The 26300-nt window shown below is 40.6% G+C and carries 19 protein-coding genes and 2 tRNA genes; 7 read left to right on the forward strand and 14 right to left on the reverse strand.

Going from position 1 to position 26300, the window contains the following annotated elements:
- Positions 1-17: 17 nt before the first annotated feature.
- The 6 genes from J8L97_RS12470 to J8L97_RS12495 all read right to left on the reverse strand — a co-directional run bounded on the left by J8L97_RS12470 (position 18) and on the right by J8L97_RS12495 (position 4719).
- Positions 18-91 (reverse strand) — tRNA-Cys (locus J8L97_RS12470).
- Between the two features lie 15 nt (positions 92-106).
- A tRNA-Gly gene (locus J8L97_RS12475) sits at positions 107-182 on the reverse strand.
- Positions 183-321: 139 nt separating this feature from the next.
- On the reverse strand, positions 322-867 hold the full coding sequence (pgsA, locus tag J8L97_RS12480) for a CDP-diacylglycerol--glycerol-3-phosphate 3-phosphatidyltransferase (protein WP_192507981.1): 546 nt from the start codon (positions 865-867) through the stop codon (positions 322-324).
- A gap of 41 nt (positions 868-908) precedes the next feature.
- On the reverse strand, positions 909-2732 hold the full coding sequence (gene uvrC, locus J8L97_RS12485) for an excinuclease ABC subunit UvrC (RefSeq protein WP_211050134.1): 1824 nt from the start codon (positions 2730-2732) through the stop codon (positions 909-911).
- Positions 2733-2744: 12 nt separating this feature from the next.
- Positions 2745-3395, reverse strand: a complete 651-nt coding sequence (gene uvrY / locus J8L97_RS12490) for a UvrY/SirA/GacA family response regulator transcription factor (protein WP_192507983.1) — start codon at positions 3393-3395, stop codon at positions 2745-2747.
- Positions 3396-3573: 178 nt separating this feature from the next.
- Positions 3574-4719, reverse strand: a complete 1146-nt coding sequence (locus J8L97_RS12495; RefSeq protein ID WP_211050135.1) for a dicarboxylate/amino acid:cation symporter — start codon at positions 4717-4719, stop codon at positions 3574-3576.
- Positions 4720-4927: 208 nt separating this feature from the next.
- On the opposite strand from J8L97_RS12495, the gene J8L97_RS12500 reads away from it, so the two are divergent.
- The 3 genes from J8L97_RS12500 (at position 4928) to J8L97_RS12510 (ending at position 9404) form a co-directional block, all read left to right on the forward strand.
- Positions 4928-7270, forward strand: a complete 2343-nt coding sequence (locus J8L97_RS12500; protein WP_409455161.1) for a DUF5916 domain-containing protein — start codon at positions 4928-4930, stop codon at positions 7268-7270.
- A gap of 136 nt (positions 7271-7406) precedes the next feature.
- Positions 7407-8375, forward strand: a complete 969-nt coding sequence (gene cysK, locus J8L97_RS12505) for a cysteine synthase A (protein ID WP_192507986.1) — start codon at positions 7407-7409, stop codon at positions 8373-8375.
- A 135-nt stretch (positions 8376-8510) separates the two neighbouring features.
- A complete protein-coding gene (locus J8L97_RS12510; RefSeq protein WP_211050137.1) occupies positions 8511-9404 on the forward strand; it encodes an ABC transporter substrate-binding protein in 894 nt (297 codons plus the stop codon).
- Between the two features lie 72 nt (positions 9405-9476).
- On the opposite strand, the gene J8L97_RS12515 is transcribed toward J8L97_RS12510, so the two are convergent.
- Together J8L97_RS12515 and putP are read right to left on the reverse strand one after the other, a co-directional pair.
- Positions 9477-10334, reverse strand: a complete 858-nt coding sequence (locus J8L97_RS12515) for a PA4780 family RIO1-like protein kinase (RefSeq protein ID WP_211050141.1) — start codon at positions 10332-10334, stop codon at positions 9477-9479.
- Between the two features lie 289 nt (positions 10335-10623).
- Positions 10624-12102: a sodium/proline symporter PutP gene (gene putP, locus J8L97_RS12520; protein WP_210996681.1), complete on the reverse strand. Its 1479-nt coding sequence runs from the start codon at positions 12100-12102 to the stop codon at positions 10624-10626.
- Positions 12103-12384: 282 nt separating this feature from the next.
- Here putP and J8L97_RS12525 point away from each other — a divergent pair, with 282 nt between their 5' ends.
- The 3 genes from J8L97_RS12525 (at position 12385) to J8L97_RS12535 (ending at position 16161) form a co-directional block, all read left to right on the forward strand.
- Positions 12385-13608, forward strand: a complete 1224-nt coding sequence (locus J8L97_RS12525; RefSeq protein WP_211050143.1) for an EAL and HDOD domain-containing protein — start codon at positions 12385-12387, stop codon at positions 13606-13608.
- Positions 13609-13829: 221 nt separating this feature from the next.
- Positions 13830-15851 carry a TonB-dependent copper receptor gene (locus J8L97_RS12530; protein ID WP_247688665.1) on the forward strand — a complete coding sequence of 674 codons (2022 nt, stop codon included), beginning with the start codon at positions 13830-13832 and terminating at the stop codon, positions 15849-15851.
- Between the two features lie 91 nt (positions 15852-15942).
- Entirely contained in the window at positions 15943-16161 is a 219-nt protein-coding gene (locus tag J8L97_RS12535; protein WP_192507991.1) for a DUF3820 family protein, read from the forward strand.
- A 23-nt stretch (positions 16162-16184) separates the two neighbouring features.
- Here the strand turns inward: J8L97_RS12535 and J8L97_RS12540 are convergent, their stop codons facing one another.
- From J8L97_RS12540 to ilvY, 6 genes are all read right to left on the reverse strand, one after another.
- Complete coding sequence (locus J8L97_RS12540) at positions 16185-17177, reverse strand: sterol desaturase family protein (RefSeq protein WP_211050145.1); 993 nt, start codon at positions 17175-17177, stop codon at positions 16185-16187.
- A gap of 74 nt (positions 17178-17251) precedes the next feature.
- Positions 17252-19453 (reverse strand): TonB-dependent receptor domain-containing protein, encoded by a 2202-nt coding sequence (locus J8L97_RS12545; protein ID WP_211050147.1) that lies wholly within the window; start codon positions 19451-19453, stop codon positions 17252-17254.
- Positions 19446-20756 (reverse strand): imelysin family protein, encoded by a 1311-nt coding sequence (locus tag J8L97_RS12550; protein WP_211050149.1) that lies wholly within the window; start codon positions 20754-20756, stop codon positions 19446-19448. The genes J8L97_RS12545 and J8L97_RS12550 overlap by 8 nt, the downstream gene beginning before the upstream one ends.
- An 82-nt stretch (positions 20757-20838) precedes the next feature.
- Entirely contained in the window at positions 20839-22698 is a 1860-nt protein-coding gene (locus J8L97_RS12555; protein WP_211050150.1) for a DUF4856 domain-containing protein, read from the reverse strand.
- Between the two features lie 297 nt (positions 22699-22995).
- Positions 22996-23679, reverse strand: coding sequence for a response regulator transcription factor (locus J8L97_RS12560; protein ID WP_211050152.1), 684 nt, complete (start codon positions 23677-23679; stop codon positions 22996-22998).
- A 68-nt stretch (positions 23680-23747) separates the two neighbouring features.
- Positions 23748-24647 carry an HTH-type transcriptional activator IlvY gene (gene ilvY / locus J8L97_RS12565; RefSeq protein WP_192507997.1) on the reverse strand — a complete coding sequence of 300 codons (900 nt, stop codon included), beginning with the start codon at positions 24645-24647 and terminating at the stop codon, positions 23748-23750.
- A 142-nt stretch (positions 24648-24789) separates the two neighbouring features.
- On the opposite strand from ilvY, the gene ilvC reads away from it, so the two are divergent.
- Positions 24790-26262, forward strand: coding sequence for a ketol-acid reductoisomerase (ilvC, locus tag J8L97_RS12570; protein ID WP_192507998.1), 1473 nt, complete (start codon positions 24790-24792; stop codon positions 26260-26262).
- Positions 26263-26300 lie beyond the last annotated feature (38 nt).

Here is a 26300-nt window from a genome sequence, read left to right on the forward strand (position 1 = left end):
TGTGGAGTGTTGAGATGTGGAGGCGGAACCCGGAGTTGAACCGAGGTAGACGGATTTGCAATCCGCTGCATAGCCACTCTGCCATTCCGCCAAACATAATCAAAACTGGAGCGAGTAACGAGGCTCGAACTCGTGACCTCGACCTTGGCAAGGTCGCGCTCTACCAACTGAGCTATACTCGCTTTTTGATTTAAAGGACATACTGCCCTCTCAACACGGACGCATTCTACAGAAGTTATGATATGCGTCAATAAAAAAAATGAATGTTTTTAATCGTTTGCTTATTTTTTATCTAAAGCGCTCTATTTATAAACATTTTACTTAAGATTTAATCAATTCTGATCTGGCTGCATAAAGGTATGACAGCATTGATGTCACCGTTAATAACGTTGCAATAGCCAGAAGACCGTAACTCAACATGATCATCCATGGTGCATATTGCCAAATCAAACCTATTATGGCTAACATTTGAGCTGCAGTCTTGATTTTCCCCATACTTGATACAGCCACACTACTTCTTTTTCCTTGTTCAGCCATCCACTCTCTTAATGCGGATATGACAATCTCCCTACTAATAATGATCACCGTTGCACAGGTTACAAATATGTTTTGGTAATAAGTCGCCAGCATTACGAGTGCAACACTTACCATAACTTTATCCGCTACGGGATCTAAGAACGCACCAAACGGCGTCGACTGCTGAAGTTTACGTGCTAAATAGCCATCGAGGATATCCGTTACTGCCGCTAACCAAAATATAAAAGCGGCGGCAAAAAATGCCCATGAATAAGGTAAGTAAAACAAAACTGCAAATACAGGGATGAGTAACAACCTAAACGTTGTCAGTGTGTTTGGAATATTCCACATAACTACTTAGTGAGATCTTTTTTGTATGTTCGCATGAATGATTAAGCTTTGTCATGCAAATGGTTAAATATCTTTTCAGCCGTTTGCGGGCTGATCCCAGGAACTTGCTTTAATTGATGGATATTAGCAGCTTTAACCCCTTGCATACCACCTAGGTATTTGAGCAAAGCTTGTCTGCGTTTTTGACCTACTCCTTCTATTTCTTCTAATAACGATTGAGTCCGTTGTTTTTGACGCTTATTTCTATGTCCAGCTATCGCAAAACGGTGGGACTCATCACGAATATGTTGAATAAGGTGTAATGCGGGTGAGTCCGAAGCAATATTAACCGTTCGTCTACCGCCATCAATTAGCAATGTTTCCAGACCCGGTTTACGGCCTTCTCCTTTAGCAACACCAATCAGTAACGGTGTTTTTTCTAATGTCCAGTTTTCAAAAAAGGCTTCAGCCCTACCAAGTTGACCTTTACCACCATCGATAAAAATCACATCTGGTACTTTCTCTTCATCTTTTAATTTTCCATAACGCTTAGTTAATGCAAAACTCATAGCTGCATAATCATCACCAGGCGTAATCCCTTCAACATTAAAACGCCGATACTCCTTATTATTGGGGCCTTGTCCATCAAATACCACACAAGATGCGACCGTGTTTTCTCCCATGGTATGGCTTATATCAAAGCACTCCATTCTTTTAATATCACTTAGCTGCAATGCATCTTTAAGCAACGCGTATCGCTTATTAATAGAATCTTGCGCACTTTGTTTAACCGCAATGCTATTTGCTGCATTTTTATTTGCTAACGCTAAGTACTGTGCTCGTTCCCCTCGAATTAGTGCTTTTAATTGTACCTTTCGCTGTGAAACCTCGCTCAAAGCGGATGCTAATTCGCTCTGCTCTTGAAGCTCGAAAGGCAAAATAATTTCTTTTGCAATGCGACTAGTGGCACCACTGCCCAGATAATACTGCCCAATAAAAGCAGTCAAGATCTCATCTGTTTGGGAGTCTTTTGGTACTTTGGGAAAGTACGTTTTTGTACCCAGTATTTTATGATCACGGATCATCAACATATGAACAGCGTTCAAACCATTTTGCTGTACAAAGCCAACAACATCCATTTCAGCAAAATTACCGGCTACCGACTGCTGTTCTTGCATCTGTCTCAGCAACGCGATTTGGTCACGTACTTTCGCTGCAAGCTCAAAGTCCAAGGCCATACTCGCCTTTTCCATTCTCAGCACTAACTTTGCAATAATTTGCTGAGATTTGCCGTTTAAAAATTGGCGTGCCATATCGACTTGATCACGATACTCATCATCACTTACTTTTCCCACACATGGTGCGGAACATCGTTTTAGCTGGTGCTGTAAACAAGGCCGGCTGCGTGCCCTATAATATGCATCTTCACATTGACGAACGGGGAAGATCTTTTGCATTAGTCTTAAGCTTTCAGATACCGCTGCACTACTGGGAAATGGGCCAAAATACTCTCCTTTATACTTTCTACTTCCACGATGAAATGCTAACCGTGGATGTACATGGCCACTTAAGAATATGTAAGGGTATGACTTATCGTCTCGCAGCAAAATATTATAACGAGGTTGGTATTTCTTTATTAGATTATTTTCAAGCAGTAATGCTTCTGTTTCAGTATTAGTTAAGGTAATTTCAATGTTGCAAATATTACCTACTAACACACGTGTTTTAGTATCAGGAATATTTGCGCGGAAATAGCTCGATACGCGCTTCTTTAGATTTTTAGCCTTACCAACATAGATAACCTGATGCTCATTATCGTACATACGATAAACACCAGGTTCCGTTGATAATGTTTTTAGAAATGCTTTGTGATCAAAAAAAGCCATTTAAGCAAGCGATCAGTGCGTCGTATCTATGTCAATCATTTTATGGCGAATTGCTAAGTGGGTCAATTCAACATCCCCCCCGACATTTAGCTTTTCAAACATACGATAGCGATAACTATTCACCGTTTTAGAGCTCAAATTCAAACGCTCCGCGATATCCTGTGCTTTATCACCTTTGGTTATCATAAGCATGATCTGTAGCTCACGCTCAGACAGCGACTGAAAAGGGTTTTCATCATTTCGGCCACTAAATTGCGCCAATGCAATTTGCTGTGCAATTTCTGGGGCTATATACCTTTGTCCTGCATTGACTGCACGTATCGCATTGATCATCTCGTCAGGTCCAGCTCCTTTGGTCAAATAACCATGAGCACCAATTTGCATTACTTTACTTGGGAATGGGTCTTCACAATGCACCGTTAACACAATAACCTTCACATCAGGACAATATCGACAAATCTTTTTAGTCGCTTCTAGCCCGCCAATACCAGGCATATTCATATCCATTAATACGATATCTGGCTCACTTTGGCGACAATACGCCACAGCTTCCTCGCCAGTTTTAGCCTCTGCGACCACTTTAAAACCGCGTACATCATCTAATATACGCTTAATACCTGTTCTCACAAGTTCATGATCATCAACTAAAAGTACGTTAATCAATGGCTGACCCTCTTAATTAATTCTTTGATATTTACACATTTTCAATGCAACTTGTTGAGAGTACCACATAAATTTACAAAGCATACTAAACAAAGTTACATCTAGAGATAAAAATACTAAAAAGAAATGAAAAAGACTAGGCTTCATACTCCCAGTCTTAATATTTGGTAATTAGATCTTACGATTTATCTGAAAACCGATTAACCCAAAGCGCAATGACACCATCACCCGTTACATTACACGCAGTACCAAAACTATCTTGCGCAAGGTACAGTGCTATCATTAAAGCCACAGCCGCTTCATTAAAGCCAAGCATCGAAGTTAAAAGCCCTAATGCCGACATCACGGCCCCACCAGGCGCTCCTGGTGCTGCAATCATAACAATGCCCAACATAAAAATAAATGGCAGCATAGATAACAAAGGAGGTACAGTCATATCAGGAGACAATAACATAACAGCCATTGCACAGGTCACTATCGTAATCGTTGAGCCTGATAAATGAATAGTGGCACACAGGGGGACTGAGAAGTTCGCAACTTCTTCTTTTACACCATTCGCTTTACTGGCCTTTAATGATACGGGAATAGTGGCGGCGCTCGACATTGTACCGATTGCTGTAAAATACGCAGGTAGCATATTACGTATTAACTCTAACGGGCTGCGCTTTAATACAATACCACTGACAATATACAACACACTCAACCATAACCAATGCATAACAATAGCTGCAACTAATACTATACCGAATGTACTTAATGTATCAGCAACCGTTCCAGCCACCGCCATTTCAGCAAATACCCCTGCAATATAAAATGGTAAGGCTGGAATAATCACCTTCGCCAAGAGAGCATCAATTATATCCCGCCCTTGGTCCGTAACATCTTTCAAGGTCTGTAAGTTAAGTTGACTTATACCTATTCCAAAGATAAACGCTGTCGCTAACGCAGTCATCACGCCCATTAAAGGTGTAACTTCCAACGCAATTAGGCTTTTTATTTCTGTCGAAGTCGCAGCTTCGTATGTAATCGCACCATCAAAGAATGGAATAAATGCGTTAACTACCAGCACAGCCAATGTACCTGCAATCACTGTTGAACCATATGCAAACCCCACCGTTTTACCAAGTAAATGACCGGAGCCCTTAGGCAGTCCTGCAATACCTGAGGCGATAAAAAATAAAATGATCAAGGGGATGGTGAAGCTAATAAGCTGACCAATAATGACTTTTGCAGTGTAAAGCAACTCTATTAATATAATTGGGAGATAAAAACCCGCTGCAATTCCGCCTAAAATACCGGCGATAAGCTTTAAGATTAACGACATAAAATTTCTCAAACTAGAACGATGATGTTTTTTACCATGTTTTCACATGAAAATGTTATAAATTCGGTGTTCTACGAAAGTAAATTGTGATTACCAGTCATTGCCCCACTCTAATCTCATAAAAATGCACCCTGCCGCGTGTCGATTGTTAATTAGAGTCGTATAATATTTAATAGGGATATACTTATGTGCAATTTCTATGTTTAAAATGATAAAAAAAACGCTTATAGCAGTGCCTATCTTATTGTCGGCGAGCTGTTTAGCTCAAACATCTCCTGATCAACTTCCTTATATTAATCAATCAGCAAAAATTGACGGCAATCTAAACGATCCAGCTTGGAAACACGCCAAAAAAATTACCATTAATAATGTCACTTGGCCATACGAAAATGAGGCTAGCCCAGTTGAAACGTCAGTATTAGTGTACGAAAATGGTACATCATTATTTCTCGGCTTTGAAGCCTCAGACCCAGACCCTTCGGTGATACGAGCATTCTATCGAGATAGGGACCGCGCATGGAGCGATGATCTGGTTGGCATAAAAATTGATTCATTTAACAACAGTCGAAGCGCATATCAATTTTTCATCAACCCACTGGGAGTTCAACAGGACTCAATTGAAAATGAACTCACCAATAGTGAAAGTACGTCTTGGGATGGCATTTGGGATAGTGCAGGACAAATCCATGATACAGGCTACACCGTTGAAGTAGAACTTCCGCTGCGAGTACTTAATTTTGATGATAGTCAAACCATCAAAACAATGGCCATGGAGTTTGTGCGATTTTATCCTAGAAACGAGCGCCTTCGTCTATCCAATATGCAAATCACTCATGCAAATAGTTGCTGGATATGCCAAATGCCAAAATACAAGGGGTTTGAGCAGGCTAAGCAAGGGAATAATCTCGCCATTATTCCCTCTCTTGTTTTAAGTAAATCTGAAACACGAGAGATTGATGGTGCTGATATAGAAGATTGGCAGAACGACAATAATACCGAACCAGGTTTAGACCTAAAATGGGCAATAACACCTGATATGACATTAAACGCAACACTCAACCCTGATTTTTCTCAAGTTGAAACTGATACTGGGCAATTAAGTGTTAATAATAGTTTTAGCCTATTCTTTCCTGAGAAACGCGCTTTTTTCTTAGACAATAGTGACTATTTCTCATCATATTCTAACCTGATCCACACCCGTAACATTGCAGCACCAGATTACGGTGTGAAATTTACGAGTAACAAGCAAGGTCATACTTTCGCTGGGTTTATAGCGAATGATGAACATTTAAATGTTATGGTCCCAGGCAACCTTGGCTCTAACGTCGTCACATTAGAACAAGAAAGTGACAATGCTGCTTTTCGTTACCGGTATGATCTAGATAATACCCTCTCGATTGGTACGACCGCGACACTAAGGCAAAGCGGTGACTATGAGAATAAGCTAATTAGCATTGATAGTAAGTACCAACCAACCTCAAGTGATACACTAAAGGTGCAATTATTTTCATCTGATACCGAGTATTCTCAAGCTTTTATCGATGAACTATGTGATGGTGAAGACGGTGACTGTGACACAATAACCGCCCCCCCCTGCCAGCAATTTAAAGACTGTGATTATAACGAAAGTGTTCTGAGAACATTAAACAAACAAAGTACCTATGGCACAGGTTACCTTGTTAATTATGAGCATAACCAAAAACACTGGCGTGTATTTTCTAGCTACCGCAGTCATGGTGCTGGGCTACGTTCTGACTTAGGGTTTATGTCACAGGTTGATTTTAACAAGTTCGTTGCAGGACTTGAGTACCGTTGGTACGGCGCTGAGCAGAGTTGGTGGAATCGCGCTCGATGGTATTCAGATTGGGATATCACACATAATGATGATGGAGAGTTACTAGAAAAAGAAATCCAAAGTAACTTCGTCATTGATGGGCCGCTTCAAAGTGTCATCGATTTTGGTGTTGACCACCGGAAACGCACTGGACTTAGACACGACAAAACACAACTTCGTATTGATGGAAATACGGATCTTTTCACCGAGAATCGGGTTTGGACCTATATGGAGTTTAAACCCATCTCAGGAGTATTTGCTGGCTTAAACCTACGAACAGGAAATAAAGTTGATTTGGCCAATAATCGTATCGGTCAGGAGTATTTTGCTCGCCCAACCATCCATGTTAATTTAGGGAAACACTTTGAGGTCCGCTTTAGACATACTTATGAAAATTTAAAGGCCGAAGGTGATGATGTATATACGGCCAACCTAACGGATGTTCGGCTCACTTATCAATTTAATATTAACAGTTATCTTCGGTTTGCCATCATTCGCACCGACATTGACCGAAATACACACAACTACATAGATAATGATATCGATGCAACGTATAAAGGGCTAAGTTCACAGCTACTATACTCATACAAAATTAATCCTCAAACGGTGTTTTTTGCTGGTTATTCAGATAATGGCTATCAAGACGACGACCTTGAAACCCTAACCAAAGACAATAAAACCTTTTTCGCTAAATTTAGTTACGCATGGTTAATGTAGGAATAATAAACAGTTTTTTTATTTCGTTTAGCTATAAGCAATTTTAATATATCTTATAGCCATTCTTTACTTCTTTTTTCATTTAAGCCAAGTAAAGTGTGGCAATAAGTAAACCTAAAGTACCTAAGGGAACACAATGTCTAAAATTTTCGCTGATAACACACACACGATAGGTCAAACTCCAATCGTGAAACTTAACCGAGTGACAGGTGGTAATGTATACGCCAAAATAGAAGCACGTAACCCAAGCTTTAGTGTTAAGTGTCGTATCGGTTCATCAATGATTTGGGAAGCTGAAAAATCAGGTTTGTTAACCGAAGGCAAAGAGCTAATTGAGCCTACCTCTGGCAATACAGGTATTGCACTTGCTTTTGTGGCTGCAGCACGTGGCTACAAACTCACTCTAACAATGCCAAATACCATGAGCTTAGAGCGCCGTAAATTGCTTAAAGCATTAGGTGCTAATTTAGTATTAACTGAAGGCGCTAAAGGCATGAAGGGGGCTATCGATAAAGCCAATGAAATTCAGGCTAGTGACCCTAGTAAATATGTTTTATTACAACAATTTGAAAATCCAGCTAACCCCAAAATTCACTTTGAAACTACCGGCCCAGAAATCTTTGAAACGATGGAAGGTAAAGTTGACTACTTTGTTGCTGGAGTAGGCACTGGCGGCACTATATCTGGTACTTCTCGTTATTTAAAGCAAGAAAAAGGCCTTGATGTAAAAGCGATTGCTGTTGAACCAACAGACTCGCCAGTCATTACACAAACACTTGCAGGTGACGAAGTTAAACCGGGCCCACACAAAATTCAAGGTATTGGAGCTGGGTTCATTCCTGGTAACCTAGACTTAGAACTTATCGATGGCACTGAACTTGTTTCAAACGAAGATGCGATTGCTATGGCACATCAACTTATGAAAGACGAAGGTATTTTGGTCGGAATTTCATCTGGTGCAGCTGTTGTCGCAGCTAAACGCATTGCTGAAAAGCCAGAAAATGCAGACAAAAATATTGTCGTTATTTTACCTAGCGCAACAGAGCGTTACTTATCTAGCCCTATGTTTGCTGATGAGTTCTCTGATCAAGAACTTGTACAATAATTACAAATTCACAATAAAAAAACCGGCTTAAAGCCGGTTTTTTTATTCCCCCTACATTTACACACTTCATTCAATGAATAATAAGGAAAATTTACCTACACTTGTTTATATAATTAATGATCACGGCATTCCACTATGCGTTGGATTCTTATTCTTAGTTTTTGCTTTTTTCATCTTTATGCCCATGCAGCAATTAACGTTGGTTACTTTAAAAACGCCAAATACCACCTAGTGCAGGGGTCTAAGCATAAGACCGGCTATCTATACAATGCCGAAGCAACGAAAGGGCAACTACATATTGTCACATTAGACTGGCCCCCCTACATAAGTAACGCATTATGCAACAAAGGGAGGGTGTTTCAATTTGCAGTATCGCTGCTCGCCGAGCAAGGCTATAGTATTTTCATTGAATTTTTGCCATGGGCACGTGCCGTCAGAGCTGTAGAGCTTGGTAAAGCCGATATCTTAATGCCTGAGTATTATATTGAAGATTCGGCCCCCTCTGATTACGTCAAAGACAAAACGCGCCGAGAAGTATTAGCACTGTCCAACTCATTTTCAGGTGGTGAGATTGGTTTTCTCAAGCGTAAAGGCGATCCAGACCGGTTTAGTGGTAATTTAAGCTCTCTTAAAGGTGAGAAAATAGGCGTCGTACGCGGGTACCAAAATACCCCTGAGTTCGATGCCATGATGGACAACAACGAGTTTGCAATCGTAGAAGCTGTTGATGATTTACAGTTAGTCAAGCTACTCGTGGGCGGTAGAGTAAACCTCATTATAGGAGATCCAACGGTATTGCGATTTACCGTAAATTATTCTGACTTATCAAAACCAGAAAAGGTCACTTTATTGAGAAATATTGATGATGAGACAAAACCAATTAAATACAACCATCTTTATTTTGCACTCAGTAAAAATAAACCTAAGTGGCGCACTGTCCTTTCCGATATCAATCGCGCTTTATATATGTTTGAAAATAGTGAAGAAACAAACCGTATAATAGAAATGGGTAGCTCTGAGTGTTTCTAGGAAAAAATATCTGAGATAAAAAACATAAAGGGAGCAGTATCACTCCCCTTTTTATCACAAAGATAGTACATATTACCCAATATCGTCTTGGCCGCTTATCCGTGCTTGCCGCTCTTGCTCTTCTAACATAGCTGCATTGATTTCCTCTAATACAGAGCCGACATCGGCAGCTTGGAAATCATCTTCATATAAACCTGTCAAAGCTGAGTTTTCAGTCAGACTCCCTTCTTCAAATAATGCCCATATTTCTTTTGCATAATTAGTTTGCAGTAAAGCTGGCGCATATTCACCGTAGTAGCGACGCATATTATTTACATCTCGTTCGAACATAGCTTGGGCACTATTGTTGGCCGCAGCATTCACCGCTTGTGGTAAATCAATAATTACAGGGCCTGAATCATCCACTAACACATTAAATTCAGAAAGGTCTCCATGTATCAGGCCTGTGCAAAGCATCAGTCGAATATAATGGACCATCAGAGTGTACTGTCTAATGGCTTCTTCTTCTGACAAACTTATCGCACCAAGTTGTGGTGCTACGTTACCTTCTGCATCAGAAACTAACTCCATAAGTAGCACACCATCGACACAACAATAGGTTGCAGGCACACGTACATTGGCTGCCGCCAAGCGTGACAAAGCATCAACTTCTGCATTTTGCCATATTTCTTCTTCGAGCTGACGACCATAGTTTGAGCGTTTACCCATTGCCCTAGCTTGGCGTCCTCCCCTTACTTTTCGACCTTCTTGATATTGTGCCGCCTTTTTAAAACTACGTTTCATTGCATCTTTATACACTTTGGCACAACGAATATGCTCACCGCAGCGCACAACAAAAACATCAGCCTCTTTGCCGCTCATTAGCCGGCTTATGACCGCATCAATTAAACCATCATCAACAAGTGGTTGTAGGCGTTTAGGTATTTTCACGGGGTCCCTGTTTAGTTTGATTAATAAACTTAGTTAGTGGTTTTGTCGCAAGGCGATACTTACCGAAATTAACAAATACACTAAAAAGTAACTATGACTCCTAGTGCAATACTCATCGTATCATTACTTTATTGCTAAAGGGTAGACATCGTCTCTAATTCTAAAAATAAGTGCGATTTTAGGTAACAAACAATCTCTTTATGGTTTCAAAACCAACACATCTAACGACCTATTTTAGAGGCAATGTAAAAAGGGCCATATTAGGCCCTTTCATGCACTCTTTTCATTGTTATAAATTACTTTGTACTTTTTTAAACAAATCTTGAACCCGCTCATGGGGTTCTCTCGTCATGGAACTCACCAAGATTATCGTCAATGCAGAAACAATAAAGCCTGGAACAATTTCATAAATATGACTACTTAAGCTTTGCCCTGCAATTTCAATTGGCGCATAAATCCAAATTAATACTGTTACAGCACCAGATATCATACCTGCAAGTGCCCCAGCAAAATTCATTCTTTGCCAGAACAAGCTTAATAACACAAGAGGTCCAAATGCTGCACCAAAACCTGCCCACGCATTACTGACCAAATCGAGTATTGAACTGTTTCTATCATAGGCTAAATAAATCGCGAGTATCGCAACTGCAGCAACACTAATGCGCCCAACCAAGACAAGCTCTTTGTCCGTTGCATTTCGATTTATGAATATTTTATAAAAGTCTTCAGTTAATGAGCTCGAACTAACTAAAAGTTGTGACGAGATTGTGCTCATAATTGCCGCTAATATTGCAGCCAATAAAAACCCTGCTATGAGCGGGTGAAATAGGAGTTCAGACAACACTAAAAAAATGGTCTCTGGGTCATTCACAACAATACCATTCTCATGTGTGTAAGCTGCACCAAACACACCTGTCGCAACCGCACCCAGTGCAGCAATGATCATCCAACTCATTCCTATACGACGTGCAGTTGGCATATCTTTCACACTTTTTACTGACATAAAGCGCACTATAATATGGGGTTGACCAAAATAACCCAACCCCCAAGACATCGCAGAAATAATCCCAATTGCGCCACCAGCGCCTATCCACGTAAGCATTTGTGGATTAACCGCCTCAAGCGTAGATGATAGCGGGTTATCTAATAATGAATATGTCACGGCAGGGACCAATATTAATGCGATAAACATAATACAGCCTTGTACGAAGTCGGTTAAGCTAACAGCTAAGAAGCCTCCAAATAAGGTATATAAAACCACAACACCTGTAGTGATATACAGCCCAGATTCATAACTCATCCCAAACGAGTTTTCGAACAACTTACCACCAGCCACCACACCAGATGATGTATAAAGCGTAAAAAACACGATAATCACCAGCGCAGATACAATACGTAACGCATTACCTTTATCTTCAAATCGATTAGCAAAATAATCAGGGATCGTAATAGCATCATTGGCAAGCTCGGTATAAACCCGCAATCGAGGTGCAACCAGTAAATAATTTAACCAAGCACCGATAACCAAACCAATCGCAATCCACGTACTGCTAAACCCTGTCACGAACATTGCCCCAGGCAAGCCCATTAATATCCAGCCACTCATATCAGATGCACCTGCAGATAAAGCGGCAACACTTGGTGATAGACTACGGCCACCTAACATATAACCTGATACATCACTTGTCGATTTACGGTAAGCATATAAACCTATGCCCAACATAACTGCAAAATACAGTACTAATGAAATAATCGTACCTAATTCCAAAGCTATCTCCTTCAATGAGAGCACTCTTGTCAATGATAATTATCCAACAACCGTCTTTCTGATTGTCATTAAATAGAGCACTTTATTAGTTTTGCGTGACTATAACACGTCTACTTCCTCTACCCCAGTACAGCATGGTTACCCTACAAATATCCAGTTGAAAAACCTAAATGAGCCACTAAATTAATACCAAAAGACGAAACAATCATAAAAAAATAATGAATTACTACGCAACATCACTTATATTGAAATTATAGTTGTATTAAAAGAGACCTGTTGTAGATGTATTTTTATGCTGCCCGCCAACCTATTTTAGACATCAATAAAGAATTAGTAGGCTATGAACTGCTTTTTCGTGACGGAGTTGACAATGTTTTTCCAAATATTGACGGGGACGAAGCAACATCTCGCTTAATTGAAGGAAGCCAATTCAATTTTGGATTAGATGATTTAACAGACAATAAGCCCGCCTATATCAACTTTACCCTTGAAACGTTATTAAAAGGCTACCCAACCATGCTCAGCCGAGAGCAGATTGTGGTTGAAATTCTAGAAACCGTGCAGCCAGGAAAGCGGCTGCTGGCCGCCGTACAAGATCTCAAAGATAAAGGCTATACAATCGCCCTAGATGACTATCAACATCAAAAAGTATGGCGACACTTCTATCCATTTATTGATCAAATTAAAGTTGACTTCCTTGCCACATCACACGCAGAAATACTAGAAATTATCGATGCGACTAAAGGCTTCAACAACATAAAACTAGTTGCTGAAAAAGTCGAAACATATGAGCAGTACCAGCAAGCGATTGATTGGGGGTTTAGCTTATTTCAAGGTTTCTTTTTTGCTAAACCTGAAATGGTACAAAGTAAAGCCCTCCCACCTTCAGAAATGGCCCTCGCGGAACTACTGTATGAAACGTCCAGTGTCGATGTCGATTTACAAAGAATAACCGCTGTTTTTGAACGTGATGTTAACTTATCTTATAAACTTTTAAGATATTCTAACTCTGCTGCATTTAAGCGTAGAGCAGAAATAAGTACGATTAAGCAAGCGCTTGTAGTACTTGGTAACGCAGAGTTAAAAAAGTTTCTGTCACTATTGTTCGCTGCACAGGTCTCTGCTGAAAAGCCAATGGAGCTTATTAAGCTATCACTAACCCGAGCTCATTTTTGTGAACTGTTAGCAACCAAAAGAAATGATAAGCACAATATAGGCACCGCATTTCTATCGGGTATGATGTCGCTGATGGACGCCATACTTGACGAAACCATGGACAGTGTGATGAGTAAACTACCTCTGGTTATCGAAATAAAAGATGCGTTACTCAATGGCGATGGAGTGCTCGCCACATACTTATCAATTGCGATGGATTATGAACAAGCGCAATGGGAAAAAGCACAACAAACCTGTGCAGACCTAAAGTTAGACTCGACCTGCTTACCTGAAATTTATAGTGATGCAGTCAATTGGAGTAACGAACAAATGCAAGTCATCGAGCGCTAACGCGCTCATACTTAACCCTCCTCGTATATATGCTTTTTTATGGCCATTGCCCCTCTTAACTGCAACCAAGCAGACCAACCAGTTATATTCTTTAGCGTAACAATACCCTATATTGACCTACATCAAAATTACTGCAAAACCAGTCTTGATGCGACAATCTGTCACACTCCAAACTGACGCTAAACATATAAAATCCATCACAATTTAATGACTGAGACTCAATGATGGAAAAAACTCTAATTAGCCTTGCACTATTAACCTCTCTCAATGCAGCTGCTAACTACGACGATATAGAGCGTATTGTGGTTGTTGCTCCTATGCATTCACCATTAGATATTAAAACTAATCCAAAACTGCCTCGTCAACCTCTTCCTGCGCAAGATGGGGCTGATTTACTCACCAGTATCGCTGGATTTTCATTAATAAAAAAAGGATCGGCTAGTAGCGATCCAGTATTTAGGGGCATGGCAGGATCTCGGTTGAATATCGTCAGCAACGGTGGCCTTACGCTTGGAGGGTGTGGCAATAGAATGGACCCGCCAACCGCTTACATTACCCCACAGTCTTACGATACATTGACAGTGATAAAGGGGCCGCAAACTGTTTTATATGGTTCAGGCAATAGTGCTGCAACCGTGGTATTTGAACGTACGTTAGAACGCTTAGATAAGCCGCGGGTCGATGGGTTTGCCAATATTGTATTCGCTAGTGCAAATCGAAGCGGCCTAAACACGGATATTAAAGCAGGTTCCTCTGAGTATTATGTCCGATTTTCTGGCAGCTATAATCGCGCAGATGATTTTTCAGACGGTGACAATAATGTGATTCATTCACAATATAAACGTTGGAATGCTGACTCCGAGTTTGCTTACACACCTGCCGATGACAAAATAATCAGCATTACTTATGGCCGCAGTGATGGCGAAGCGGCTTACGCTGACCGTATGATGGATGGCAGTTTATTCGATAGGACTCACACCACAATACGCACCGATTGGGCGATTAACCACAATATAATCACCAATGTTGAAGCACAGTGGTATTACAATAATATAGACCACGTTATGGACAACTATAGCTTAAGACCCTTCGTACCTAACATGATGATGAAAACGCCCACAGCTTCGAACCCTGACCGCCGAACACAAGGGGGTAAACTTCTATTTGATGCCAATTTAAATGAGGACCATACCGTCAAATTCGGGGTCGATCACCAGCAAGATCGTCACCGTAATAGAGTCAGTCGTAAACAGTTTGAGATATCATACGACACTCTGCCGCGCTCAATTGATGGAGAATTTGAAAAGACCGGTGTATTTGCTGAATATGAATATAGTTTAGATAAAAACCAACAAGTGGTGACTGGTTTACGTTTAGATCATTGGCAAGCAACAGATGAACGACAAAGTATTTCATCTATGATGAAAACAATGCCAAACCCGAGCGCCTCATTAACCCGTAGAGATAACCTTTGGAGCGGCTTTGCTCGGTTCCAACAGCAAAGTCATGATAGTAGCTACTTTATTGGCTTCGGCCACACAGAACGATTTCCTGATTACTGGGAATTGTTAGGCGGCAGCCGTCAAGGTCCTGACAGTCTAAGTGCATTTCATACAAACATAGAAAAAACCAATCAATTTGATATCGGTCTACTTCACCAACGTACACAATGGCAAGGTTCCGTCTCTGTTTTCTATAGTCAAATTGACGATTATATTTTAACAGACAATCTGTTCAATCAGGGTTCTATGAATAATAAAGTGACCCGCAATGTCGATGCTCAAACTTACGGTTTTGAAGCTGACGTGAGCTATGACCTCACTAAAAATTGGATATCCGGAGCCAGCATCAACTACGTGCGTGCTAGTAACTTATCTGATCACCTGCCTTTGGCACAACAGCCCCCATTGCAAGCTCGATTTACCTTAGATTATCAGCGCCAAAATTGGCATATCGGTGTACTTTGGCGCATTGTTGCTGCCCAACATAGAGTCGCTGTTGGACAAGGTAATATTGCGGGGCAAGACTTCGGAGAATCTGCTGGTTTTGGCACTCTAGCATTGAACGCGAGCTATAGTCAGTCCGACAGCCTTGATTGGACATTAGGTGTCGATAACGTACTTGATAAAACTTACAGTGAACATTTAAGCAAATCAGGCACTGCCGTCAGTGGCTACCCACAAATTGATAAAATAAATGAAGCAGGCATAACACTGTGGGCCAATGTTAACTGGCGTTTCTGATACGCTTTGTATTGACGGTGTTCTTTGCCTTTACCTAATGGTGTGCCTTGATACAATAAAGGCACACTTACTCTTGGGTTGAACACAACATATGCACGATCAACAGGCTCTGCTAAAAGCCATTAATACTAAAATGCCATTTGGCAAGTATGCAGGTACTCCTTTACTCCTTTTACCTGAACCCTATGTTGTTTGGTTTAAGAGCAAAGGCTTTCCTCAAGGAATATTAGGTGAACAACTCGCAATGATTTACGAAGTAAAGTTGAATGGACTTGAGCAGGTACTCATGCCATTACTTTCGTCTAAATAACTCTATTTATTGATCCAGTTTATTTACGGCTTTTTTACTGATTGCTTTTGCACCAGCCGTTTACCCAATTTATGCGGTAACAACGCTCCAACAGCCAAGAGCATTGGTTTACCGTAAATGGCAATCAGTGAGTCGTGCCCCGCGTCATATTTGCCAACCCCTATCGAAATATGCGGTGCCTGTGATGCGCGAATTAACGACCCGAACATCCGGTCCCAAATCGCCAATGCTGAGCCTAAATTTGTATCAAAATGCTGGGGGTTATCACTGTGATGAATTTGATGTTGAGCAGGACTGATAAACCAATTCTCTAGTCTATCACCCCAAGTAAAACGAATGTGCGAATGCCTGAGGTTGGCACCAAAAATATTAAATATAAATACAAATGCATTTGCTCCAAGAATGTCATACATACTGAGTCCGGTCCCAAAAAAATGGTAACCTAAGCCCACCACAATGCCTTGAGTTAACGCCATTCGACATGCATAAAAATAACTTTCAATCGGATGAGAACGATAAATTGTAAATGGTGTCAGGACTTTCGCTGAATGATGTACCTTATGTATTTCCCATAAAAATGGCACTTTATGGAGTGCTAAGTGTAATAAAAATCGAGTCAAATCATCGACGATAAATAACATCAAGGTAAAAACAGCTATAATCACGCCACTTGGCCATGCTAAGTGTAATGGCGCACCAAATAATGCCTCCAACGTGTCAGTAATAAAAATAGCAACCGGTACCATCGTCAATACGATTGGCGCAAATGTCGCAGCTTTAATTAAGGTATTCGTGACAAGAAGTACATAATCTAACCGTGCACTTTGACACAGCCACACTTTTTTAGGAAATAAAAACTTCGCAAAACCGCGACCGGATCGCACCTGTTCGCTCGCTAGGTACACCGGTATTGCCATCACAATCGCACTGAGCAAATAAGGTATGTAGATTCGCTTATTCGCATCAATTAAATAGTGCGGTAATCCTACAATAGCTTGCCACAACTGCTCTAGCATTATACTCCCCTAACATACCTTCAAAAAAGGGCCAACTAAGTGGCCCTATTATAAAATGGTATTACATCTAAATATCAAAATGCGTATTTGTACCCTACTGAAACCTGTCTCGGTTTACCCGGACGTGCTCCATATGGACGTCTGCTGACAATGTCCACATTATCAAATACATTATCTACTTTCGCATAAACGCGACCATATTGATCAAAATCATAGCTAGCAGATAAATCTAATGTCGTACTAGAGGGCACAATTGAACCAGAAAGCGTTTCTCCAGTGCCTGCTACTTCTTGCATTTCATCGACATATTTCACTGAAAAGTTAACTTTCCAGTCGCTGCCTGAGAATCCGATATTGAAGGTGGCTTGATGATCCGCTAAATAGGGTAAGCTATCTCCTGCTTTAATAAGGCCCCACTGAGCAAAACTAGATTGAAATGAATTCTTAAACTCACTTTGTGTATACGTATACACGAAGCTATAAGGGATATCAATATGCAAATTTAATGGGTAGCTTTGTGAGAATTGTACTTCCACACCATAAACATCCACTTCACCACCACTAAATGTTTCACCTTCAATAATACCGCAATTAGAAAACCCGCAAGTCTCTGTTAAATTTTGGTAATCATTAAAGAAAGAAACCACTTCAAACTGTGTAACACCATCATTAAACCGGCCTCCAAACTCATAGTTGATGCTATTTTCCAACTCTTCTGATGCCCGTCTTTTAGGTGACGAAGGCACAAAGCCTTCATGCACACCAAATAAAATTCCAGACTCTTCAGATAATTGATAAAAACCACTGATGCTTGGCAACCAAATATGAGTCGACTTATCTTGCCATAAATCTGCATTTCTCTGATCTTGGTAGTGCATATCCATGAACTCACCCCGAACACCCACACCCAAAGTTAAAGCGTCTAGTGTGATTTTATCTTCAATGTAGACAGACCATGCTTTTGTTGACTCAATATCTTGTGTTGCAGCCCGTACATCTGGCACTGCTTTTTGCGCTATCCCAGACACCATTTCATAGGTTTCTTCAAAATGCTTTCGTTCAATCTCATCTTCATGATATCGAACACCCGCAGCAATATTATGGGTAAATCCAAAAAGCTCTTGCTCAAAATCAGCATCGACTTGGATACCTTGAGAGTAGTATTCTCGATCGTTTGTGCCCATATTAAGAAATTGAGTCGGCAACCCATCAGCTACTGAGTCTATTTTTCCAGATATAACACCATATGCTAACTCGTATGTTTCTGGATCATGTAAAATTTTCTGTAACGACACTGAGCTATTTAGTAGCCCATTCAGTTTTTTCCAAGCTCGTTCATAATCATTTCGATATACCCGAGTGGCTACGCTGAAGTTTTCACCATCAGCAAAGTGAGAAAACATAATCTGCTGATGCTCTGTATCCATCAAAGCGGGTTGCGAAGCTGCGTATCGACGATAAGGTGTATCTGCAAAATCTTGATCAGTTAAACCTAAATACGTTTCATCAGACTCTTCATCTGAATACGACAACTTCAGCCCCAGTGTATGCTCTATGCCGTCTGCTTCAAATTTATAGTTAAATTTTGCCAGCAAATCATTTTTAACAAACCCAGTGTCACCCCCACCATCGAGTTCTTTAAAGCCATCCGCTTTAAGGGTTACGCCTTCCAATAAAAAACCGACATTATTTACTACAGAGCCAAAATGGGCATGCGCTTTCTGATAACCATCCGCACCCACTGACAAGTCAATTGCTCCCTCAGAAAACTCAGGGATTTGTCGCGTTACTAAATTCAGCGCACCCGCAACGGTTTGTGGACCGTGTTTAATGGCCGCAGGCCCCTTAAACACTTCAACAGCTGTCATCCGCGTCGTCATTGGAAAATAATATGCCGCTGGCGCAGAATAGGGTGATGGTCCAATTAACACGCCATCTTCCATAATACTTATTTTTTTACTTCTTTCTGGAGTTACACCTCGAAAACCAATGTTCGGCCTCAAGCCATAACCATCTTCTTCTCGAATATTAATTCCAGGTACAGAGGCAAGAATGCGATGAATATCATTGTATTCAAACTTTTCCAACTCAGCTTCACCAATCAGTGTTGCTGAACCGGCTTCCGTTCTCAACTTATCATAATGGCTGATAATCGTTATGTGCTCTAAACCGTCATCACTGTTTTCGTCAGCCGCATTCGCAAATGGCAGCATGAGTGCCAACGTCACTGCTATAGCTGATTGTGTTAATTTAGTTGAATTAGTTGAATTAGTCATTGTCACCTGCCGATGTTTTAGGAAGTTCTAGGGCGAGTTTATTTATAAAATCATTTTTCAACTGATCAGTTACGTCCTTAACTTTCGCATGGGTAGTTTCAACTTTGTCACTGTCATTATTTAACGCATCATACAAACTTGTTTCAATCGCATTTGTGGCAGCTTTTGCATCATTGATACCACTGACCATCAAGTTACGAGTATCTTCTGCGTTAGATTCAATTAAGAAATCGTCAAAACCGAGTTGTGCTTCACTTCCTATCTCATTACCTAAGAAAAGTTTTTCAAAAGCCATCAAATTTGCTTTTAAATTTTCAAGTGAATGCATTGAAATTGAGTTTTCAACATCTTTTGAACAAACTGACATACCACAAGAGTTTGTAAACTGTCCCAGTGGAATACCCAATTTAAAATCTTTAACTTCTTTGTCTAGGTAAAATAACGCATCAGATATCGCATTAACGGCTTTTAAGGGCGTTGCAAAAGAATTTCCAGCCTCACCAGCATTTTTAAGCTCGTTCGCGTATCCATCTTCAGCATTCCACTGCGATACCAATGATTGTGCATTCTCATTTAGGTCTTTACTGACTTCTGTCGCAAATTGACAGCGTGCAATTCGAACTGACTGTTCAGTACGGGAGTTCCAACCCGCTAATGCTTCATTTTCAACGCTACAGTTATGGGTGTAGGATGTATTAAATAATAGGTGCTCCAACGATAATAAACCTCTGCGTGTAAACGTTCGGTCTTTTAAATCATATGGCCTTGCGCTATTTTGGTTTATTACCCCATCTTCAAAATACGCGGTATCTTGGTCAACACCACACAGGCTTTTAGAAGGCCATGAATAAATAACGTTTCTTAGCGCACTTTCATTTGCCGAAAGCGGTCCCAACAACATCAACTCGGCTTGCTGCCAAGCAGTCATCGCTTCTCTCCAGCTTTGTTTTGCTGAATCGAATCGCGCATCACGTGCGGCAAAGTCTGTCGTTGAGTCATCAATCGTTTGCTCAACCTCACAGTAACTCTTTACGTCATTGTATAAAGATGCTGTTTCACTTTGAAATGCAGTAAAAGTCGGCGTAATAACTTGATCAACAAGTCCTGCGATCATGGCTTTCTCATCAAAAGAAGATGTATCGCCTCCGTTATTATCACCACCGCTGTCTCCACCGTTATTGTTACCGTCATCAAAAGCACTACCTGATTGCCCCGATGTACTCTCCCCACAACCACTTAGACTCATTGTTAAGAGTACCGAAAAAGCCAACGGTATGTATCTTAATTTCGAAACAGAATTCATATTTGTTCCTAATTATTTAAATATAAAAAAAGGCTAGCTCCCTTATAAAGAGCTAACCTTAATAGTAGATTAAATGGTTATGTTACCAACCAAGTACATTGTCTTCATTGAAGTCATATGCCACTTTTAATATCTCACGAGCTTGTTCTAATTTAGTTTTATACGCTGCTATATCAGCCTGAACTAGCACGGGTGCATCTCCAAATAACGTGTGCAATTCAGCAAATTTTGCCGGTCCAACACTGTCTTTCTTAGGATTAAGGTCATTATCTGCAAATGGAGAGAACGGGCTAAACTGGAAATTCAAACCAAAGCCTTTCATTTCACCCCAATGCTTAGCAAGTGACGCGAATTCATCGGCTGTGTATTCACCATCTTCAATATTCGCGTAATCACCTAGTGAATCATTAATATAATGAACCACTGTTGCAGCGATTGCTTTTTCCCACGCTAATGATGCACCAAAGACATGCGCCTTAACTTGCGTCATTTGCTCTGCAGTTAACGCAACACCAACATTGTCGTTAATGATCTTTCTGCCTTGGATGAAGTTAGTCATTGCAACAGCTGTGAAATCTGTCGTGACATTAGTCGCAGCATTAATGATGTTACCATCTTCATCTTTTTGTAATGTGCCTCTATCACGCTTTGCAGCATTTGACGCGTTGCCCCAAACAAATTCTGCAGCTAGGTCGATTTTACCATCCATATTTGCATCGTATTTACCTTGATGTGTATCTCTGCCACCTTTTTTCGCTATTTCGTCATCTGATGCTTCTAAGTAATGACGAGATGCACCAAAGTATCCAAAACCTTCATCATATTGATGCTCAAGAGAGGTATATGACTTACCATCTTTATGCGCTTCAATATTTTGACTTGTTAATCCATCATCAAGATAATCATCTGTACCTTGTGAAAACATTAATGCACCTAAAGTATGCTTTTGCACAAGTTGCACTAAGTCAAGGCCTTCAGGGGTGATATAAGCCTTAGTAATAACGTTACCAGCCGGATCTTTTAGTTGCTCGCCACCAACCATTTTTTGAATTTGTGACTCAAATAAATCAAAGTAGTACTTAACTAGTCCTTCAGGTGTTTTCGCATTTTCACCAAAGTTATTCCAACCAACTAGCCCAGAGCCATCTTCTTTTAACCAATCTTTGTACATTTTCGATGCATCTGCACCAGCGATTTTACCGCTGAGTTCTTTACCTGAACCCGATATTTGAGAAAATGTAGTTTGCGTGTAGCCAGCCGCTAATGCTGCGCTATCACCTAGGTGTGAAATCTCATCATCTGCTACCGCAGCATAGTCACCCCATAAAGCATCTAATCGCGCTCTAGCGATAGTCGGCGCATTAGTGCCTAGTGACTCAATATATTCAGCATTGAATTTGCCCATGTATGACTTAATCTCAGCTGACAATGCATGACGTGCAGTCTGACCTGTATAAGATACAGAAGAGCCACTCTCTCCAGTAAGCTTAGTATCAAACTCATATACATTTACACCTGCCGTTGATGCGGTATCAGCAACAGACAATACTAAATCTTTTTCAAATGTAAGGTCACCCGCATCTGTTACTTTCACTTTTACAGTGATTGTTTCACCTTCAGCTAATTGCTCAAAGTTCATAGCATGATGACCATTCAGCTTTAACGCGCCATCTTCAATTGTGAAACGTACATCATCTGTTGTGAAAGTATGACCTGAGTCTGCATCATCGGCTGCAGTCAAAGTGCCTACTTCTGCACCAACAATATCTTCAGCAACAACGCTAGACGACAAGGTAATGTCTGTCGGCGCGGCATTAGTCGGGGTTGTAGGAGTCGTTGGCGTAGTTGATGATGAATCATTTGAGCTAGAACCACCACACGCAGTTAAACCAAGAGTTGCGGCCAAGATAGATGTTGTAAGAAGAGACTTACGTAAAATCATTTATGATTTCCTCTGAAAATTATTTGTATTTACATTTTCTTATCTGGGACAAAAGTATACACGCATATAAATAGCAATCAATATTATTTGCGTTGCCGAAACAAAGTAAATATGACAATTTGTAAACCTCTATCTGGTAGAAATCATAGATTTACAAAAAAACTGTTGTTCAAACACATATAAAACAAGCAATCTATCTGATATTTATTTCGCTTTTCATTCAAAAAAGAAGGCACTAATTTATGCTAATAACTCATTGCAACATAAACATAATTGCATAAGATTGAATATTACAAGCTACCGCCAGGCATCTTTAACAAAAATATAACCTTGCTTCCAAATCGTTTTGATTTTTCCAGGTTGTGATGAATCATCTTCTAATTTTTTTCGTAGTCGTGAAATGCGTACGTCAACCGTTCGAGTGTCATCTTGATAAGGTTTATCAATGATGGTTTTATAAACATGCTCTCGACTAATTACTCTCCCAGCATTACTTGCCAATAACCACAGTAGTTCAAATTCATGACTTGTCAGGTAAATTTCTTTATCATTCAATGTCACTAGCCGTGCTCGAGCATCGATTACTAGCAGTCCAAATGTCAATAAAGAGTTTGATTTTGACGCCGCAGGACGTAGCAGCGCATTCAGCCTTGCTTGCCACAAACGCGGGGTGGCTGTTTTCGTTATTACATCATCCGCCCCCGACTCCAACAAAAAACTATGGTCAGCTTCGTCTGTTTTTCCCGTAAAAACCATGACAGGTGCGGCAAACTGTGACTTCATTTTATCAATTAGGTCTGTTGGATTATCAAGGGTAAATTGCTCATTGACAACAACACCCGAAATATCTTGAACCCCTTCCCAATCAGGCATATCAGCCTCACTCGAAAAATGAAAAACTTCATATCCTGCTTGCTCAAATATTATTTTTCGCTGTATAAAATATTCCGATTCACGTTCAGCAAACAAAATTTTAGCCATTTCTACACCTAAAGGATTAGTTTTTATTTTAATTTGGCTAGTTTAATGCTTGAAACTGAATGGCAGCTTTACAAGGTGAACAAATTCTCTGCCGTTTTCCATAACACAGCAACAACAGGGTCAGTCAATCGCTTTGTTTTACACACTAAGCCCACTTCTATCGGCTCCATTGGTTCTGACACGGTCAAATATCGAACTTGCTCTTTAAAGGGTGATTGAGCCAGCACTATCTCAGGGATACACGCAATACCAAAGCCTAAGCTTGCTAAGGCGACCATCGCCTCATGCCCTGAAACATGGGCGTATACTTTCGGTGTAAATTGCAACTCAGTACAAAAGGTATCAAGCCTCTCTTTTAATATGCCATGTTCCGGCATGATAAAGGGTAATTGGCTCCACTCCATCACTCCATTGACGTTTGAGTCCAATAAGTCACTCAAAGGGCATGCCATTGTCGGTGCTATAATCACCAAGGGTGAACGTCCAAGTGGCAGATACGATATACCATTGGGTAAATGTGTTGGCTTGACAGCAACAGCAAGGTCTTCTTTATCATTTTGCACATGGGCAATAGAAAATGCTGGATCTCCAGTATTTAAGTTCAACTCTATCGCGGGATACTGCTGTCTAAACTGTGCAAACAAGTCATAAACAAAGCTATAAGTCGCCGTAACAGAACAATAAAAGCTCAACTCTCCACTTAGTGGCTGTCGGCTATCTTGACATTGGCTCTTAAACTGCCGCCACTGCGACAAGGTTGTACGTGCATACTCAACAAACGCTTTCCCTTGAGCAGTTAAACTCACACTGCGGTTATCTCTAATAAATAAAGCAACACCCAGTTCTTGCTCTAACTGCTTAATCTGTCTACTTAATGTAGGGGCACTAATATGGCACTGTTCACTGGCCCGGCCAAAATGCAGTGTTTCTGCAAGTCCCAAAAAATACTTTAATTGCTTATGATCCATACGGCCTCACATTACCTACCCCAGGTAGTATTTCACAATATGAAATACTACAATTCAAATATATCATTTTACGTAATTAATAACAGCGCTTATGCTGGCTTCACACTCTATTTAAATACATTCTTATTTTTAAGGCACTAACATGGCGAATTATTTTAACTCTTTACCACTAAGAGAACAGCTAGCACAACTGGCACAATGTGAATTTATGGACCCTCAAGAATTTAATGAGGGTGTGAGCGTACTAAATGGCAAAAAACTTGTCATTGTAGGTTGTGGTGCACAAGGGTTAAACCAAGGTCTGAACCTAAGAGACTCAGGACTCGATGTTAGTTATGCTTTACGTGAATCTGCGATTGCTGAAAAACGCCAATCTTTCTTAAATGCATCAGAGAATGGGTTTACTGTTGGTACCTATGAAGCCCTTATTCCAAGTGCCGATTTAGTTCTAAACTTAACACCTGATAAACAGCACACTTCGGTTGTTAACGCGGTTATGCCTTTAATGAAAAAAGACGCAACACTCGCTTACTCTCATGGCTTTAATATCGTTGAAGAAGGCATGCAAGTTCGTGAAGATCTTACGGTTATCATGGTTGCACCAAAATGCCCAGGCACTGAAGTACGCGAAGAATACAAGCGCGGTTTCGGAGTGCCTACGCTAATAGCTGTTCATCCAGAAAATGATCCACAAGGCAAGGGCTTAGCCCAAGCTAAAGCATATGCTGCGGGCACTGGCGGTCATCGTGCGGGTGTACTTAAGTCATCATTCATTGCTGAAGTAAAATCAGATTTGATGGGTGAACAAACCATTCTATGCGGTATGTTACAAACAGGCTCGCTATTATGTTTCGATAAGATGGTTGAGCAAGGTATCGACGCTGCATACGCATCAAAACTCATTCAATATGGATGGGAAGTGATCACTGAAGCACTTAAGTACGGTGGTATCACAAATATGATGGACCGCTTATCTAACCCCGCAAAGTTAAAAGCCTTCACATTAAGTGAAGAGTTAAAACAGATTATGCGTCCGCTATATAACAAACATATGGATGACATCATTAGTGGTGAGTTCTCACAAGGTATGATGGCTGATTGGGCTGAAGATGATGCTAAGTTATTATCATGGCGTGCAGAAACGGGAGAAACTGCATTCGAAAAGCAAGCTAATACTGATCAAGAAATTTCGGAGCAAACCTTTTTCGATAAAGGCATTCTTATGGTAGCAATGGTCAAAGCCGGCGTTGAACTCGCGTTTGAAACAATGACTGCCGCAGGGATCATTGATGAATCAGCATACTATGAATCACTTCATGAAACGCCACTTATCGCCAATACGATTGCGCGTAAAAAGCTATACGAAATGAATAGCACTATTTCAGATACTGCAGAATACGGTTGTTACTTATATAACCATGCATGTTTGCCACTCCTTAAACCTTTTATGGAAAACATTGATACCGACGTTATTGGTAAAGGCTTAGATGTGACAAGCAATTATGCTGATAATCAAGAGCTTATCGATGCTAACTTAGCCATTCGTAGCCACCCAGTCGAAATCATTGGGGAGCAACTACGCGGCTACATGTCTGCTATGAAAAAAATAGTTTAAACCAGTTCGCTTGTTAGAAACCGAGCCCATACGCATTC

Origin of the sequence: Pseudoalteromonas sp. MMG012, from assembly GCF_018100875.1 — a bacterium.
GTDB lineage: Bacteria > Pseudomonadota > Gammaproteobacteria > Enterobacterales > Alteromonadaceae > Pseudoalteromonas > Pseudoalteromonas aurantia.

Bases quoted from the DNA above. Each gene is read 5' to 3' on its own strand.
- J8L97_RS12530 (WP_247688665.1), top strand. From the start codon at position 13,830: ATGATGGAAAAAACTCTAATTAGCCTTGCACTATTAACCTCTCTCAAT.
- J8L97_RS12560 (WP_211050152.1), bottom strand. From the start codon at position 23,679: ATGGCTAAAATTTTGTTTGCTGAACGTGAATCGGAATATTTTATACAG.
- J8L97_RS12540 (WP_211050145.1), bottom strand. From the start codon at position 17,177: ATGCTAGAGCAGTTGTGGCAAGCTATTGTAGGATTACCGCACTATTTA.
- J8L97_RS12545 (WP_211050147.1), bottom strand. From the start codon at position 19,453: ATGACTAATTCAACTAATTCAACTAAATTAACACAATCAGCTATAGCA.
- J8L97_RS12535 (WP_192507991.1), top strand. From the start codon at position 15,943: ATGCACGATCAACAGGCTCTGCTAAAAGCCATTAATACTAAAATGCCA.
- pgsA (WP_192507981.1), bottom strand. From the start codon at position 867: ATGTGGAATATTCCAAACACACTGACAACGTTTAGGTTGTTACTCATC.
- J8L97_RS12555 (WP_211050150.1), bottom strand. From the start codon at position 22,698: ATGATTTTACGTAAGTCTCTTCTTACAACATCTATCTTGGCCGCAACT.
- J8L97_RS12500 (WP_409455161.1), top strand. From the start codon at position 4,928: ATGATAAAAAAAACGCTTATAGCAGTGCCTATCTTATTGTCGGCGAGC.
- J8L97_RS12525 (WP_211050143.1), top strand. From the start codon at position 12,385: ATGTATTTTTATGCTGCCCGCCAACCTATTTTAGACATCAATAAAGAA.
- J8L97_RS12495 (WP_211050135.1), bottom strand. From the start codon at position 4,719: ATGTCGTTAATCTTAAAGCTTATCGCCGGTATTTTAGGCGGAATTGCA.
- uvrC (WP_211050134.1), bottom strand. From the start codon at position 2,732: ATGGCTTTTTTTGATCACAAAGCATTTCTAAAAACATTATCAACGGAA.
- J8L97_RS12510 (WP_211050137.1), top strand. From the start codon at position 8,511: ATGCGTTGGATTCTTATTCTTAGTTTTTGCTTTTTTCATCTTTATGCC.
- J8L97_RS12550 (WP_211050149.1), bottom strand. From the start codon at position 20,756: ATGAATTCTGTTTCGAAATTAAGATACATACCGTTGGCTTTTTCGGTA.
- ilvC (WP_192507998.1), top strand. From the start codon at position 24,790: ATGGCGAATTATTTTAACTCTTTACCACTAAGAGAACAGCTAGCACAA.
- cysK (WP_192507986.1), top strand. From the start codon at position 7,407: ATGTCTAAAATTTTCGCTGATAACACACACACGATAGGTCAAACTCCA.
- ilvY (WP_192507997.1), bottom strand. From the start codon at position 24,647: ATGGATCATAAGCAATTAAAGTATTTTTTGGGACTTGCAGAAACACTG.